This window comes from Acinetobacter cumulans, from assembly GCF_003024525.3.
Classification (GTDB): domain Bacteria; phylum Pseudomonadota; class Gammaproteobacteria; order Pseudomonadales; family Moraxellaceae; genus Acinetobacter; species Acinetobacter cumulans.
Window position 1 is genome coordinate 2,583,134 of sequence record NZ_CP035934.2, and the last position, 15,811, is coordinate 2,598,944.

Annotated in this window: 12 protein-coding genes and 1 pseudogene; 7 read left to right on the plus strand and 6 right to left on the minus strand. The window is 38.5% G+C overall.

Annotated elements, in window-relative coordinates:
- Nucleotides 1–247: 247 nt before the first annotated feature.
- Nucleotides 248–1,747 carry a cation:proton antiporter gene (locus C9E88_RS12205; RefSeq protein WP_106985741.1) on the minus strand — a complete coding sequence of 500 codons (1,500 nt, stop codon included), beginning with the start codon at nt 1,745–1,747 and terminating at the stop codon, nt 248–250.
- Between the two features lie 230 nt (nt 1,748–1,977).
- Here C9E88_RS12205 and C9E88_RS12210 point away from each other — a divergent pair, with 230 nt between their 5' ends.
- Nucleotides 1,978–2,532, plus strand: a complete 555-nt coding sequence (locus C9E88_RS12210) for a hypothetical protein (protein ID WP_106985742.1) — start codon at nt 1,978–1,980, stop codon at nt 2,530–2,532.
- Nucleotides 2,533–2,612: 80 nt separating this feature from the next.
- Here C9E88_RS12210 and ypfJ read toward each other — a convergent pair whose 3' ends face one another.
- A complete protein-coding gene (ypfJ, locus tag C9E88_RS12215; protein WP_106985743.1) occupies nt 2,613–3,518 on the minus strand; it encodes a KPN_02809 family neutral zinc metallopeptidase in 906 nt (301 codons plus the stop codon).
- A 38-nt stretch (nt 3,519–3,556) separates the two neighbouring features.
- Entirely contained in the window at nt 3,557–4,495 is a 939-nt protein-coding gene (locus C9E88_RS12220; RefSeq protein WP_106985744.1) for a DUF808 domain-containing protein, read from the minus strand.
- Between the two features lie 188 nt (nt 4,496–4,683).
- Here C9E88_RS12220 and trpS point away from each other — a divergent pair, with 188 nt between their 5' ends.
- Nucleotides 4,684–5,697 (plus strand): tryptophan--tRNA ligase, encoded by a 1,014-nt coding sequence (gene trpS, locus C9E88_RS12225; protein ID WP_106985745.1) that lies wholly within the window; start codon nt 4,684–4,686, stop codon nt 5,695–5,697.
- 360 nt (nt 5,698–6,057) lie between these two features.
- Here trpS and C9E88_RS12230 read toward each other — a convergent pair.
- Both C9E88_RS12230 and lysS read right to left on the minus strand, forming a co-directional pair.
- A pseudogene (locus C9E88_RS12230) lies at nt 6,058–7,392 on the minus strand (capsule assembly Wzi family protein).
- Between the two features lie 299 nt (nt 7,393–7,691).
- Complete coding sequence (lysS, locus tag C9E88_RS12235; RefSeq protein ID WP_106985746.1) at nt 7,692–9,221, minus strand: lysine--tRNA ligase; 1,530 nt, start codon at nt 9,219–9,221, stop codon at nt 7,692–7,694.
- Nucleotides 9,222–9,714: 493 nt separating this feature from the next.
- Between lysS and C9E88_RS12240 the strand changes: the two genes are divergently transcribed.
- Nucleotides 9,715–10,221, plus strand: coding sequence for a YqiA/YcfP family alpha/beta fold hydrolase (locus tag C9E88_RS12240; RefSeq protein WP_106985747.1), 507 nt, complete (start codon nt 9,715–9,717; stop codon nt 10,219–10,221).
- A gap of 155 nt (nt 10,222–10,376) precedes the next feature.
- On the opposite strand, the gene C9E88_RS12245 is transcribed toward C9E88_RS12240, so the two are convergent.
- The gene (locus C9E88_RS12245) at nt 10,377–10,919 is read right to left on the minus strand and encodes an adenine phosphoribosyltransferase (protein ID WP_106985748.1); all 543 of its coding nucleotides are present in this window, start codon (nt 10,917–10,919) and stop codon (nt 10,377–10,379) included.
- A 542-nt stretch (nt 10,920–11,461) separates the two neighbouring features.
- On the opposite strand from C9E88_RS12245, the gene rubA reads away from it, so the two are divergent.
- The 4 genes from rubA (at nt 11,462) to oxyR (ending at nt 14,800) form a co-directional block, all read left to right on the plus strand.
- A complete protein-coding gene (gene rubA / locus C9E88_RS12250) occupies nt 11,462–11,626 on the plus strand; it encodes a rubredoxin RubA (RefSeq protein WP_068974687.1) in 165 nt (54 codons plus the stop codon).
- Nucleotides 11,627–11,702: 76 nt separating this feature from the next.
- Nucleotides 11,703–12,884, plus strand: coding sequence for an FAD-dependent oxidoreductase (locus tag C9E88_RS12255; protein ID WP_106985749.1), 1,182 nt, complete (start codon nt 11,703–11,705; stop codon nt 12,882–12,884).
- 58 nt (nt 12,885–12,942) lie between these two features.
- Complete coding sequence (estB, locus tag C9E88_RS12260) at nt 12,943–13,881, plus strand: esterase EstB (RefSeq protein WP_106985750.1); 939 nt, start codon at nt 12,943–12,945, stop codon at nt 13,879–13,881.
- A 13-nt stretch (nt 13,882–13,894) separates the two neighbouring features.
- A complete protein-coding gene (gene oxyR, locus C9E88_RS12265) occupies nt 13,895–14,800 on the plus strand; it encodes a LysR family transcriptional regulator OxyR (protein WP_106985751.1) in 906 nt (301 codons plus the stop codon).
- The last annotated feature ends 1,011 nt before the right edge of the window (nt 14,801–15,811 follow it).

A 15,811-nucleotide genomic window follows, 5' to 3' on the forward strand; every position in this document is an offset into this window, starting at 1 on the left:
TGTAATATAACCATTAAATAACAACAACTTATTTTTTGTGACATGAGTCACATTTTTTGTAACCGAATTTCCAGCTTTTTACTTAAAAATAGAAAGCCATATACCAAGTTTCCGTCAAATGGTTATAAATTAATACTTTACATAAATAATAAAAAAGCCAAATAAAGTTATACTTTATTTGGCTTTCGCAATTCTTATACAGGTTAAATGTATAAGATAAATATCAGAATAAAATTTGTACTAATCCTTAGAAGTTATCTGGGTTTTCTAAGCGTTTTACTTCTTGTACACGCTCAGGGTTATGTACCGCAGCTACACCATCCTCAGCCTTTTCATCAATCAATGCTTCTGGCTTATACACGGTAATCGTTTCATTACCTAATGCATCCTCACCCACCACATATTGAAAACCTTTACGGTTCATTTTATGGCACATCCGTTGATACCAACCTTTAAAGCCTTGGGTTTCTTCATTGGGATTATGATAAAAAGCATTCATGACCGCAGGCAGGCCTAAACCGCAGACCAAACCAGATAACAGCACCACAATAAAGGTATAGCCAATTAAAATACTGCTATATTCACTTAACTGAGGCACGTTCGCGACCGCCAAAATTAAGGCAAGCGAAATCCCACCACGCACCCCACCCCAAGACAGTATGGCCAAACTACCGTTGTAACTCTTTTTGCGAAAACTTGGGAAAAAGGCAAAGGAAAGATAATTGGCAGCAAAGCGTGAAGCATGCAAAATTAAGAAGGCAACAATCCCGCCCAAAATTAAGCTAATACTGAGATCTAAAATAAAAAGCTCTAAACCGATAAGCGTAAATAAAAAGGAGTTAATAATCCCTTCAACTGTATGCCAAAAATGATTCACTTCACGGATTTCACGTGCTTCTAAAATCTCTTTCCAGCGGTTACCCACAATTAAGCCACCAATCACACATGCAATAGGTGCAGAAGCATGGGCAAACAATGCAACCAAGTAAGACCCACATGCTAACAATGCTGTAGTCAGAATCAGTGACTCCATCTCATGCTTACCACGTAAAATACGCAATATGGCCTGACCAAAAGCCCAACCAATAATAATAGCTACCACAATTTCATAGAGTAAGGTTTTTAAAATGCCATACAATGTGACGTGCGCACCCTGCAGTACATTTAACAAGGTCATAAATAAGGCAATACACATTGCATCGTTAAATAGTGACTCACCTTCCAACTTAACAATTAAATGATGGGGAGCACGTACAGAACTTAATACGCCTTTAATCCCGATTGGATCCGTCGCCCCCAAAGCAGCACCAAGCAATAACAGCACCAGTAAATCAACATGCTGTCCAATTAAAAATTGGTAACCATACAGCGCCATCCCAAAGAACGTGGCACACAAAACCAGCGCAATACTGGCCAAAATACTAATAGGTTTCCAATGGCTACGTAAATCTGAGACCTTAAATTTCAACGCGGAAGACGTCAAAATAAAACAGATCACACCATTAATTAAAAAGTCATAAAAATCAATATGTCGAACTGCTTCCTCAATATTATGAATATTGATGACCACAAATTGATTACCATTCAGCAGGCTTGCGCCCCACTGTAAAATAAAGACAAAAATTGCTGAAACAATAGGCACACCAATGGCTTGTGGAAAGCCCAAGATCCGCTTATTAAAAATTGTAGTTGCAATTGAGAGTGCAAAAATTACAGTAAATACCTGTAAGAAAAAAAAGTTTCCCATTCCTCATCCAATTCTTTGAGCCTGAGTGCTAATGAGCAAATTCAAATTATATATTTAAATAAAAAATACCTAACAGCAACTCATTTAGATTGTAAATATTGTACTCAAATCGCGACTATTTTCGTGTAGCAATTCAGTTTATTTCACTATTTCATACAGAATGTTTTACCATAAAGTAACTGCCATAGGTTTAGTGTCTTATGGTTTAAACTGCTTGTTGTGATGATCTTATGCACCTTACTGTAAAAACCGTTTTCCGCATGTGTTTCGCGGCTGTTATTTTTTTCATCACCATCTCTTTGGTCTGGACGTGTATCTCAAAATTAAATGAAATACGTTTAGCTGATCAAACATTTCAAAATGCTCAAACGATTCATTTGGTTTCCACAAAGAAAGAGCAATTGGTGTTAATTTCTAACAATCAAAAACCAGACCCAGCTATATATATTGCGATTGCGCAAAATGGTTATATTGCCAAAATTAGTTGCGAGCACTATGCAAATATTTGTACAGATCAATACAACCAGCAACAAACCCGACAGATTCATCAAGTCGATTTACTAAAAGTAGGCTACAACTTCTATATTCATCAAGTTAAATATACGGATAGTCGCACACAACACTCTCAGGAATTCAAATACGATCAAGCCCAAATACAACAAGCATATCAACAAGACATAAATAATTTAAAATTTACAGTGTTTGGGATTGGATTATTTTCGTGCGCAGCCCTATTTGTTAGCTTCCGAATTTTAGTTAATTTCAAGAAATTCTTAAATAAATAAACATGTCTTTAAAATCAAAATCTAGATCAGCATCAAAAAAAGAAAAGAGGAAAGTCTTTTTTTGATGCAATAAAACTTGTTTAAATTGCTTGATTAAACGTATCGCAACTGTCAATTCGACCTAACTTTAAACCAATGTCAAACCATTTCATCCGCTGTTGACTAGTACCATGGGTAAAACTGTCTGGTACCACTTGGCCCGTTGCGCTTTTTTGCAAATAATCATCACCAATTTTATGTGCAGCATCCATCGCTTCTTCGACATCACCTGATTCTAAAAATTGCGTACGCGCATTGTTGTGATTTGCCCAAATTCCTGCGAAACAATCTGCTTGTAATTCTTGACGAACGGACAACTGATTACCTTGTACTTTCGTTGCTTTGGCACGTGCTTGCTGCACCTGCTGAGAAACACCTAAAAGTGTTTGTATATGATGACCAACTTCATGAGCAACCACGTATGCTTGTGCAAAATCTCCAGCCTGATCATCACGACTCAGTTCAGTGTTATTTTGCTCACCCGAAATACCCATTTGCGTGCGCATATCTTTAAAGAATGCTGTATCTATATAAACTTTTTGATCTGCTGGACAATAAAATGGCCCCATTGCAGCTTGTGCAGTACCACAGCCTGAGTTCACTACACCATTAAACATCACCAATTTAGGTGGCGTATATTGTGCATTCAACTGCTGTTTAAATATTTCATTCCATGTATCTTCAGTATCTGCAAGCACAGTACCTACAAATTGCATGGACTCTTGCTGATCAGGTGTAGGATTATCCAAACCTTTAGTTTCCGCAGACGACGCCTGCTGTGTGACTTGTTTAGTCGCTTGATAAGCCTGCTGAGGATCAACACCAAAAAACTTCCACGCAACAAAAGCCACGACTAAACCGAGGATACTAATCCCACCCGCTTTCGCACCACCGCCACCACGACGGTCTTCTACATTTGCACTGACTCGGCGACCTTTCCAACGCATCTCAATCTCCCTATTCAGCTATTTTGGTTATGTTAAGCCTATTCTTTCATTTGGGTCGAGGTGCTTTTATGTCGAACTTTCCCAATCAGATGAACAACCAACAAGACCAAGAGGCCAGCCACAATACCTGTCACCAAGTTAATTGCCGTGGGTGTTATTGCACCAATAATACTCGACATAGTTGGGAGCTCCTGCGCAAATTGTACTGCATCCTCTGTAAAATGATGCATCCAAGGCACAGCATGATTAATAATACCACCACCCACTAAAAACATCGCGATGGTTCCCACAATCGTAAGCGTCTTCATTAACTTTGGCGCAAATGCCAGTAAGCCTCGACCAATTGTATTTTTAAATGCTGAAGGTTTCTGAGTCAGATAAAGCCCTAAATCATCAATTTTTACAATCATTGCCACAAAACCATAAACACCCACAGTCATAATGACTGCAATCACACTGAGCACACTTAGCTTGGTCAAAAATGTTGCGGTCGCAACAGTACCCAAGGAAATCACCACAATTTCAGCTGACAGAATAAAGTCGGTACGAATCGCTCCTTTTATTTTGTCTTTTTCAAATGTAGCCAAATCAATTTCAGTATTTTCCAGTTCCTGCTGTGCATCTTCTGCAGTTTTTGCTTTTTTATGAAATAAACTATGAATAACCTTCTCTACACCTTCATAGCATAAAAATAAACCACCGATCATCAGCAAAGGATTGATCAGCCACGGTGCAATCACACTGATTAAAAGCGCCAAGGGCACCAAGATTAATTTATTAACAAATGAACCTTTTGCAACACCCCAGACCACAGGTAATTCACGCTCTGAACGCACACCACTGACTTGCTGGGCATTTAAGGCGAGATCATCCCCTAATACGCCAGCCGTTTTTTTGGCTGCCATTTTACTCATGACCGCAACATCATCTAAAACCGTGGCAATATCATCTAGCAATAACAACAAACTACTGGCCATTTTTATTCTTCCTCATTTTTTGCATGAGTTTAATCTCTTTCAACGCAAAATAATGTATCTGCATGATGATTTTTTAGATATTTTTTTGCAGTTTTCTAATGTGACTGACATATTGAAAAATTATCCCGTACAATGTTGCCATTCGTTAAAAATGTATCGCAGCACTGGCTGCAAAGATGGAATAGATAATGAGTAATCAAGATAATCGTCCAGTGATTTTGACTGGCGACCGCCCAACAGGACAACTTCACCTCGGTCACTTTGTAGGTTCTTTACGTTCACGTGTAGGCTTACAAGATTCACATCACCAACACCTGTTATTGGCTGATGCTCAAGCGCTGACTGATAATGCCGATAATTTCGAAAAAGTACGTCGCAATATTATTGAAGTTGCAACCGATTATTTGGCAGTCGGCATTGACCCTACTAAAACAACAATTTGTGTTCAATCATGCTTACCAGCATTAAATGAACTCACCATGCTTTACTTAAACTTTGTAACGGTTTCACGTTTAGAGCGTAACCCGACCATTAAATCTGAAATTCAAATGCGTGGATTTGAGCGTGATATTCCAGCAGGCTTCTTATGCTATCCAGTTGCTCAAGCTGCCGACATTACTGCGTTTAAAGCCAGCATTGTGCCTGTAGGTGAAGACCAAATTCCAATGATTGAACAAACCAATGAAATTGTTCGTCGTTTGAACCGTCAAATTGGTCATGACTTACTGCCAGAATGTAAAGCACTCTTATCAAATGTTGGTCGTTTACCTGGCTTCGATGGTAAGGCTAAAATGTCTAAATCTTTGGGCAACACTATTGTGCTTGATGCATCTGACAAAGACATTAAAAAAGCTGTTAATGCGATGTATACAGATCCAAATCACCTTCGTATTGAAGATCCAGGCCAAGTGGAAGGTAACGTTGTCTTTACTTATTTAGATGCCTTTGATCCAAACAAAGAAGAAGTTGAAGAACTAAAAGAACATTACCGTCGAGGCGGTTTAGGCGATGGTACAGTGAAGAAACGTCTTGAAGGTGTACTTAAAGAATTAATCACGCCTATCCGTGAGCGTCGTATCGAACTTGCAAAAGATCCAGATTACATCATGGATATTTTGAAGCATGGTACAGACAAATGTCGCGATATCACACAGCAAACGCTAGATGAAGTTAAAGCAGGTCTTGGTGTATTCCATTTCTAAGAATTTTCATCGCAAATTAAAAGCCTTTCTTTGATGAAGGGCTTTTTTTATACAAATTCTTTGACATCAGTCACACAAAGTGCGCATTCTTAACGCTTCGTAACATCGCGTAACTCGAATACTCATGAATGATCCACACTTTCGTTTTATGATCTACCCATGTTTTAGGAAACCCTAAGTCATACATTTCTCCTTTACCGAGACTACGCGAGTAGTTTCGTTGTTATACGCAATGACAACCCCAATCATTGCGTATTTTTTTGTCCAAAAATCATGTATTCAACCAAATATTTCACATTAAGCCATATTAAAAAACCCACAATTAAGTGGGCTTTCTTCAATTCATAACTGAATCAGATATTAATTTAATGGAAACTCTATCCCCAAAGACACCCCAGCATCTGTACCACGACGATCAGAATCACTGAGCCAACCATTCAATTTGACAGGAATATCAGTACGTAGCTGATGCGTCCAAGTTAAATCAAGTGCATTAACTTCATCCTTTTCTGGGAAAGCTAAATTATTTTTTGCACCTCGTTCACTGCCAGTAAGTTTGGCAAATAACACACGTCCATTCACACGATTGGCTGAATTAATCGTCACACTACCACCAGTAGATACCATTTGACCATCACCACCCATGGCATGACCCAATGGGAAACCATGTTGGTAGTAGCCATCCTTATAATTATGATGATTATATGAAATACCTCGAGCATCACCATTAGTACGCGTATCAGCCCACTCTGCATAAAGCTGATAAGGCATATCCTTCATTGATGAAGAATAATCAGCACCTGCAAGATACATTTTTTTCGCTGGCAGTAAGCCAGACTCATCTTCACCAACATATTGACTATACAGACTCATCGGCACATTCATCAGCTTCTGTAAATTTAAACGACCATCAAAACCAGCAATCTGATTAGATGCATTTTTATCATTTACACAATTACCATCAGTACAGTCATTATCTTTACCAATAATTGCATTCCAGTACGCATTAAATGACTTAGGCTGACCTTTACCCCCAATCTGAAGCGTTCTAGATGCACCAAACTCTAGATAAGGCAATGGTTGTGCTGTTAAACGCATACCAATTAAATTAGTATCTGGAATAGCGCGATAATCATCTAAACGTCCAGCAAAAACTTGATATTGCCAAGGCCCAACCCATGACAACCACTTGCTGTCAAAAGCACTTTGTGTGGCACGCTGCGCAGTAAAACCATAAACAGGCCGACTTGCATCACCACGGATCAAACTACCGTCATGCCCTGGCCCCCAGTAAGTTAGGATCTGACCTGCAATCAACCATTGATTCCAAAGTTTGCCTGCAAGATATGAACCTTCAACATTGACGGTTTGTTTCAGCATTTACACGTAAACGTGCATCCCAATTTTGACTACCTGCGTTCAATTCTACAGCCGCTTGAAACTGAGCTTTTTGATGATCATCAAAGTTTTGTGGGATATTTTTTTGATCTGACTCAGCAAACACTTCCGCTTTTAATAATGTATTGTTTGCAGTCAATTGACTTTTGATCGATTGAATCACTTTTTGCTGTGCAACAGTACTCACTTTGGCAGACGCTAAAGCACGCTGCACCTCATCTCCACTTAAGGGCCAAGTCGATGTACTGATTCATCATTTAAAACCAAGCCTTGCGCCCAAACAGGTGCTACACACATACTCAACAGCCAAAATGACAAACAGCGCTTATTTACAATTTTCAAACCTTCTCTCTTAAATTCTAATACTTAATTCAACCTTAATTCTTAAATTATTCTCGTGAAAAATAATCATTTCTTAAAGAATATTTACAATAAAATAACCAACAGATATATTTAAAAACATGATTAAACTATTCTTTTTATGATTTTTTCAATTTTGTTTAATCACCAATAAAAAACAACACAATTTTTTTTAAAACTGCTTGCATAAAAAACCCGCTATAAAGCGGGTTTTTTTAACACTCAGTTTTTATCACTTAAGCATTTTTATGACGCATGTGTGGGAACAAAATCACATCACGAATACTTGGTGCATTCGCAAACAGCATGACTAAACGGTCAATACCAATACCTTGGCCAGCTGTAGGAGGCAAACCATATTCTAATGCTTCAACGAAATCTGCATCGTAATGCATCGCTTCATCATCACCTGCATCTTTTTCAGCAACTTGTGCTTGGAAGCGTTCTGCTTGGTCAATTGGGTCATTTAACTCTGAGAAACCATTTGCAAGTTCACGACCACCAATGAAGAATTCAAAACGGTCTGTGATATGCGGGTTGTCATCGTTACGACGAGCCAATGGAGAAGTTTCCGCAGGATATTCAGTAATGAAAGTCGGTTGACGTAATTGAGTTTCAACAGTTTCTTCAAATACAATCGTTTGAAGTTTGCCTAAACCAAAACCAGGTTTTACTTGTTCTTTAAGTTCTTCACGAACAAAGTTTGCAAGGAATTGACGGTCAGCGACATTTTCAGCAGTAAAGCTTGGGTTGTGTTCAAGAATCGCATCAAACATCGAGATTTTTTTGTATGGACCTTTGAAGCTATACACTTCTTCGCCATAAGGAACATCTGTAGAACCTAAAATGTCGATTGCCAGTTTCTCAAGCATTTTTTCAGTGAGTTCCATCAAGTCTTTATAATCTGCATAAGCTTGATAGAATTCAATCATAGTGAATTCAGGGTTATGACGTGTAGAAACACCTTCGTTACGGAAGTTACGGTTAATTTCGAATACACGTTCAAAACCACCAACAACCAAACGCTTTAAATAAAGCTCAGGTGCAATACGTAAGAATAGCGGCATATCCAATGCATTATGATGTGTTTCAAATGGACGTGCAGATGCACCACCTGGAATCACATGCATCATTGGAGTTTCAACTTCCATGAAGCGTTCATTGGTTAAATATGCACGAATACCTGACACTACTTTTGCACGAATTTCAAAAGTTTTACGTGTTTCTTCGTTTACGATTAAGTCTAAGTAGCGCTTACGATACTTTACTTCCGTGTCAGTTAGACCATGGAACTTATCAGGAAGTGGGCGTAATGATTTTGTTAATAATTCGAAATGTTCGATATGTACATAAAGATCACCTTTACCAGAGCGACCCACATAACCTTTAATTGCGATGATATCGCCAAGATCTAAACCTTTGATTGTTTCCAATACTTCAGGTGCAAGCTCTTTACGTGCAACATATAACTGGATACGACCTGTCATATCTTGAATCACAATGAATGAACCACGGTTCAACATTACACGACCCGCTACAGATACATACACCTTTTCACCCGCTTCGATATCTTCTTTCGATACGTCTGCAAATTGGTCTTGTAAGTCTTGTGCGTAGTGCTCACGTTTAAACGTATTTGGCCAAGGGCTTGTACCCTTTTCCTTTGCCTGTTCTTCAATTTGCTTTAACTTGGCATGACGCTGTGCAATTAAATCGTTTTCGGAAATGTGTTGTTCAGAAGTCGATTGAGCGTTATTTTGCGTCATCTCTGCCTCGAATATGATCAAATAAATAAGAAGTTGCATAGCATAGCAGAAATAGAGAAAAATTCGAAGAATCTCTGTGAATTTCAATGTGCTTTCACTCTGCTCCGCACTTTTAAGCTACTATGGCCATTTTTTTAGTCCTGAGCCAACTTTTACAACTATCGGTAATTGCACAGTCCAAAGGCTGACTTACCCTCTTCACCTACGCATTAAAACAACGCTCTAATGCAACCATAAACCTTTTATCAATTCTTCATCATACATCTCACTAGCTCAGCAAGTTGTTGGCGTACATCACTATTTCACTCAGTGTTAAGCCAACCTAAAATATTGATAAAGATGATCTACTTATGACTTATCCCTTAGTAGATTAGACCAATAGCTAAATTATCTTTTTGTGATTAAGCCCTACAATAAGTCAATCGTATTGATTGAAAATTACATTATTTTCAATTGCCAGACATTTTAAAAAAATTCAGTGCGAACAAAAAAAATGACTTCTTGTGTATCTAAAATTCTGTTTTTGCATGGACTTGATTCCTCAAAAGAATCTACAAAATTCCATGCAATTGATGCCGAACAAAAGTACTGCATCAATATCGACTACCGAAACCTAAATTTTCGGACAGTGGCTGACTTTTATCACGATATTATTCAAAAAATTCAACCTGAGATTATTGTGGGACATAGTTTAGGGGGCTATTGGGCTTTAAAAATGTCACATGCTCATCACATTCCCTGTGTTATCGCCAATCCAAGTCTCAAGCCAAATTTCCGTGATGACTACCATGCGATTAGCGATTACGATTTAGACCATGATATTCCACAACTCGCTTATTTGGAGCTGGGCGATGAAATTCTAGATATGTACGAAGTCAAACACCAATTAGAAGATTTTATGCAAGTTGAAACATATACAGGTGGGCACCATCGCCTAGCACATCCTGAATGTATTAATGCACTCATTCAACAAATTGAAACGACACAGCGCCAAAAATAATCTTGTTGGCTCAGGCGATATAAAAATGCCTTTTCATACTATGCAAAAAAAGCATAGCGCAACACAATTGGGCATATACATCAAAACTCTGTGCTGGGCAAAAAAAAGCCTTGCATCAGCAAGGCTTTGATTGACTGATTCAAATCAATCCTTCATTAAGCAGCATCTGCTTCAGGCTTAGATTTATCATCTAATACTGTCCAGATTTTCATACCCAAATCTTGGTGTAAATCAGGAAGATCTAAGAAAATGCTCGCACCTAAAATTTCGTGATTACATTTTTCAGCCAACTGTTTAACCGCTTTTAAAGTGCCACCAGTAGCCAAAACATCATCCACAATAATCACTTTTTGCGCTTGAATTTCAGCAGACATTTCTAAACGGTCCATACCATATTCTAAGCTATAACCCACACCAACAACTGGCGGTGGTAACTTGCCAGCTTTACGTACTAAGATAAGGCCCTTGCCAGTACGCTGTGCCAACAAGCTTGCTAAAACAAAACCACGTGCTTCTACTGCAATAAAGCTATCTACTGCTGCCAATTGTTCTGCAGGAATACTCGCGATGAGCGCATCCGTCAACGGACCCACTTGTGTTAAGAACAACGGTGTTAAATCGAAGAAGCAAATACCAGGTTTTGGAAAATCTTGGACCGAACGAATGTGTGACCACAATGCAGTAGACGAGTTGCTCATAGGAGAAATTTAAAAAATAAATAAGGAATGCGTGAATTTTAACGCTTATTCAACAAAATGAATAGTCAATATACAATTTCAACTCAAGTCAAAAACACCCAAAAACAAACTAACTTATTGTTTTATAATAAAACATTTATTTAAAAAATATTCAGTATATATTCTTCTAATTATAATTTAACGAACAATCAGCTTTTTTCATACACGGCTTTAGTCTAAAAAGCCAAAGTTTTAATCCAGTACATCCTATATAAGATGGTGATCGATAAAAGTGCGATCAATCGCATGATTTATACGACTTGCTAAGTTAGAAAAACACAAAACTTGAAACGATGACTGATGGGTTTAATGACAATTTCTGTCCTCGGCTGACATTCTGCTTTTAATTTCACTGTTTAAACTCTTATGCACTTTACTTTATGCTCGGAACTGCGTAAAAATTTAACCGAAGTTTATGCTGTTTAAAGTCAAATTATTAGAGTCTTGCAGTAGATTGAGTATTTCTGACTGTTTATACATACGGTCGGTTTTTGGAGAATCAAATGAAAAAGTATCAATGCATCGTTTGTGGATGGATTTATGACGAAGCAGAAGGTTGGCCTCAAGACGGTATCGTCGCAGGTACAAAATGGGAAGATATTCCAGACGATTGGACTTGCCCTGACTGTGGCGTGTCAAAAGCCGATTTTGAAATGGTTGAGATCTGATACATCTTTAAAAAGACCATAAGCTTATGGTCTTTTTTTACGTCTTTAATAAAATAAAATCTCTTTGGAGTCGAGTATGCACCCAATTGTCATTATTGGTTCAGGTATGGCTGGTTATGCTGCTGCACGTGAATTTCGCAAGCTAAATACAGAACAAGAACTGGTTATGATTTGTGCTGACGATGCAGCCAATTATGCAAAACCGACCCTATCCAATGCATTTGCACTCAAAAAAGCACCCGAACAAATTGCACTTGGCGATGCTGAAAAAATGGCAACACAGCTCAATATGCGCATTGTGAATCATACTTGGGTTAAAAACATTGATACGGCAGTTCAGGAAATTCAACTTGAAAATACTCAAGGTGAAGCTTCAACTCAAGCCTATTCTCAGCTCGTGCTTGCCGTGGGGGCACATGCCATTCGCTTAGCCATTGCTGGTGATGGTAGCGATGACATTCATACCGTAAACAGCTTAAGCGAGTACAAATCATTCCGTGCCTGCTTAGATCAACGTCAAGACAAACGTGTAGTGATTCTAGGCGCAGGTTTAATTGGCTGTGAATTTGCCAACGATTTACAAAATACAGGCTATGACGTTACGGTTGTAGACTTAGCACCACTGCCTTTAGGTCGTTTGTTGCCGACACACGTTGCGGAATCTTTTAAAGACAAGCTGTCATCTACAGGGATTCAATTTGTCTTAGGCACTACAGTTGAAAAAGTTGCCAAAAATGCCGATGGATCATATAGCGTCGCTTTGGCAAATGGTCAAAGCTTTACAGCGGATGCGGTCTTGTCTGCAATTGGCTTACAACCGAATCTTGCATTGACTGCAGAAGCGAACATTCAGACCAGCCGTGGCATTGTGACCAATGGCCACTTAGAAACCAATCAAGCCAACATTTATGCTTTAGGCGACTGCGCAGAAGTTAATGGTTTGCTGTTGCCTTATGTCATGCCAATCATGCAACAAGCTCGCGCATTAGCAAAAACCTTAAATGGTGAAACAACAGCTGTGCACTATCCTGCTATGCCTGTTGCTGTAAAAACGCCAGCTGCGCCATTAACTGTTTTACCTGCACCTTTAAATGTAGAAGTTCAGTGGGAAACCGAAGAATTTGAAGATGGCATGCTATCTAAAGCACTGGATAATGAGGGCACACTGCGTGGTTTTGTATTGCTGGGCGCAACGGCTGCCAAGCAACGACTTAGTCTGACCAAGTTAGTTCCTGACTTGATTCCTGCTTCAGTTTAAGGTTTAAATACATGAACGCTTCACGCATTGAAGCGTTCAGTTTTTCAGGAAAATAAAAATGAATAGTGCCCTGCAATACCAACCTTCGCCTTACACACCATTTATGCATGAAACAAAAGTGGATTTAGGTAATGGCATTGAATTACATGTCGAAGTTGGAGGCAATCCTGAACACCCCACTCTATTATTGATTATGGGTTTGGGCGCACAAATGTTGTATTGGCCCGATTTTTTCTGCAAATCTTTGATTGATCAAGGTTATCGCATTATCCGTTACGATAATCGCGATATCGGCTTATCCTCAAAAATTCGAAACAAAGGCCCACGCTTAAATACACTCAAACTGATGGGTCGATTCGCACTGGGTTTAGACAATCAAGGCTCACCCTATAATTTATATGATATGGCCAATGATGCAGCTCTGCTCATTGAACGTTTAGGCTTAGACAAAGTTCATGTGATTGGTGCATCTATGGGGGGCATGATTGCACAAATATTAGCAGCACAGCACCCTGATAAAGTACAAAAACTGGGCTTGATGTTTACCAGTAACAACCAGCCTTTATTACCCCCACCCTTTCCAAAGCAACTTTTTAGCTTAATTGGTAAGCCTGAATCTTCAGATGAAGAAGGCATTGTGAATCATAGTCTGAAAGTTTTTAAAATTATTGGCTCCCCTGGATATGTCAATCATTTAGAAGCAATTCAGACCGCTCGTAAGTTATATCAACGAAGTTATTATCCAGCGGGTGTACTTCAACAGTTTTTAGCAATATTATGTACAGGCTCCTTGCTTAAACTAGATCAACAAATCGATCACAAGACGCTGGTGGTTCATGGCTCTAAAGATCGCTTGTTACCCCCTAGCCATGGTAAGGCAGTTGCTAAAGCAATTTCTGGCGCAAAATTTGAATTAATTGATGGAATGGGGCATGATATCCCACCGCATTTTATTCCATATCTTAGCGGGTTATTTGCTGATCACTTTAAATCATAAACATTAGGACACTATGGCTGCATTACCATCTCTAAGACAGCTGTCATATCTTGTAACGCTGTCAGAAACGCTGCATTTTACAGAAGCTGCGCGCCGTTCGTTCGTCACTCAGTCTACCCTTTCTGGGGGTATCATGGAACTAGAGCGCCTTCTTGGTGGTGTTCTGGTAGAACGTGACCGCCAAAATGTACGTTTAACACCACTTGGTGAACAAGTTGTTGGTCGAGCTCGTGTTTTATTGGCCGATGCACAAGACTTAATGCGATTAAGCCGTGAAATGAGCGAACCGCTCACTGGTGATCTGCACCTTGGGGTTATTCCAACCATTGCACCTTTCATTCTTGCTCAATTGCTAGATGAAGTGCATAAACAATTGCCTAAAATTCAATTGCATTTGCATGAAGCGCAAAGTGAAAAAATTGTTGAACGTTTAGAGCATGGCAACCTCGATATGGTTGTTCTTGCCCTGCCTTTCGATACACGTAGCTTAAAAGTTGCAGAAATTGCGAAAGAAAATCTATATTTGGTTTACCACAAAGCCGACCAAAATGCTGCGCATGCAAGCTCTTTAGATAATTTAGACCTTTCTCGCTTAATGCTTTTAGAAGAAGGCCATTGCTTACGTGATCATGCACTCAGCGCATGCCCAATTGGTGAACGTAAAAATGACCATCGCTTAAAAGCAAGTTCATTACCAACTTTGGTTGAAATGGTCTCTGCTAATCTTGGTTTCACCTTGTTGCCAGAAATTGCACTGCATACCAATATGATTAAAGCGAACCCAGATTTGGTTGTAAAACCAATTGAAGCTGGTCCTAGCCGTACGTTGGCATTGGTTACACGTAAAAGTACACCGCTACAAAGTGAATTTGACGTTTTACTTCAAATTTTGCAAAAAATTACGCAGAACTTACACTAAGTTGAAACTTAGCTAAGTATTCGCGCATCGCCTGAGTTTTATTATCCGTCCTATATGGGAAAGTGTAATAAGCTCAGGTTTTTTTATTGCCCTGTCCCCACCCATGCAAAGCAGACGATCACCACCTTAGGCGCTACTGAGCTCCTTTGCTAACTATTGCAAGAATAAGCTAGATACAGTTTTTTTTAGTTTTGTCTTGGTATTCAGTCGCGACTCGCTCAATAGCATCGCAGGGAATTAACATCGTGAGAAGTATGAAACCAAATTAGTTATATACGGACATATACTTCAATTCAGTTATGTTAAAGCAAATATTTCATTGATAATCGCAAGATAAAGACTTCATTTTCTTCTGCAAAACACTTAGCTGAGAATGGTTAAAACTCCCCCTAAAGCAACGCTATTTTATTTTTTAATATTAAAAAAAAGAAAAGGGCAATCCAAAATGGTTGCCCTAAATAAGGTAATACATAAATGAAATATCATCTACTTCCTTTAGAAATCTTCTCACTAGCCAGATCAGTTTGAAGATGTGTTTATATTAAGATTAGCGTTTGTAATTGCCTATCCCTATTTTTGGGTATTTTTGCAAAGAAATATTATTTTTTATAACAAATAATCGTCTAATATCATAAAGTTGATTAATTTACGTGACATTAATCATACTTTCTGAGTTTTTAAAAATTTGCCAAATGATAAATTTTAGTGAACCATTAAGTCCACCCGATCAGCCCCACGCTGCTCAAAAAAACTTAGAAAAAACTCATTTATATACCGCTCACACATTTAATGTATATATTCTTTTTATTTTAACCCAATGTAGTAAATTTTATTATTTTACAATGAAAAATAACATAAAAATAACCGCAATAGATATTTGTAACATAAACAAAAACATTTACACCCAAAACCAACATAGCGTTAAAAAAATGAAAATATCAATTGCTCTACAAATACTTAATTATAACTTCCCCTTAAAATCACCATTTCTAGGTATATGCGACTGCATTT

What these genes read in the sequence shown, in the direction of transcription:
- C9E88_RS12205 (WP_106985741.1), bottom strand. Translation starts at nt 1,747, where the DNA reads ATGGGAAACTTTTTTTTCTTACAGGTATTTACTGTAATTTTTGCACTC.
- C9E88_RS12210 (WP_106985742.1), top strand. Translation starts at nt 1,978, where the DNA reads ATGCACCTTACTGTAAAAACCGTTTTCCGCATGTGTTTCGCGGCTGTT.
- ypfJ (WP_106985743.1), bottom strand. Translation starts at nt 3,518, where the DNA reads ATGCGTTGGAAAGGTCGCCGAGTCAGTGCAAATGTAGAAGACCGTCGT.
- C9E88_RS12220 (WP_106985744.1), bottom strand. Translation starts at nt 4,495, where the DNA reads ATGGCCAGTAGTTTGTTGTTATTGCTAGATGATATTGCCACGGTTTTA.
- trpS (WP_106985745.1), top strand. Translation starts at nt 4,684, where the DNA reads ATGAGTAATCAAGATAATCGTCCAGTGATTTTGACTGGCGACCGCCCA.
- lysS (WP_106985746.1), bottom strand. Translation starts at nt 9,221, where the DNA reads ATGACGCAAAATAACGCTCAATCGACTTCTGAACAACACATTTCCGAA.
- C9E88_RS12240 (WP_106985747.1), top strand. Translation starts at nt 9,715, where the DNA reads ATGACTTCTTGTGTATCTAAAATTCTGTTTTTGCATGGACTTGATTCC.
- C9E88_RS12245 (WP_106985748.1), bottom strand. Translation starts at nt 10,919, where the DNA reads ATGAGCAACTCGTCTACTGCATTGTGGTCACACATTCGTTCGGTCCAA.
- rubA (WP_068974687.1), top strand. Translation starts at nt 11,462, where the DNA reads ATGAAAAAGTATCAATGCATCGTTTGTGGATGGATTTATGACGAAGCA.
- C9E88_RS12255 (WP_106985749.1), top strand. Translation starts at nt 11,703, where the DNA reads ATGCACCCAATTGTCATTATTGGTTCAGGTATGGCTGGTTATGCTGCT.
- estB (WP_106985750.1), top strand. Translation starts at nt 12,943, where the DNA reads ATGAATAGTGCCCTGCAATACCAACCTTCGCCTTACACACCATTTATG.
- oxyR (WP_106985751.1), top strand. Translation starts at nt 13,895, where the DNA reads ATGGCTGCATTACCATCTCTAAGACAGCTGTCATATCTTGTAACGCTG.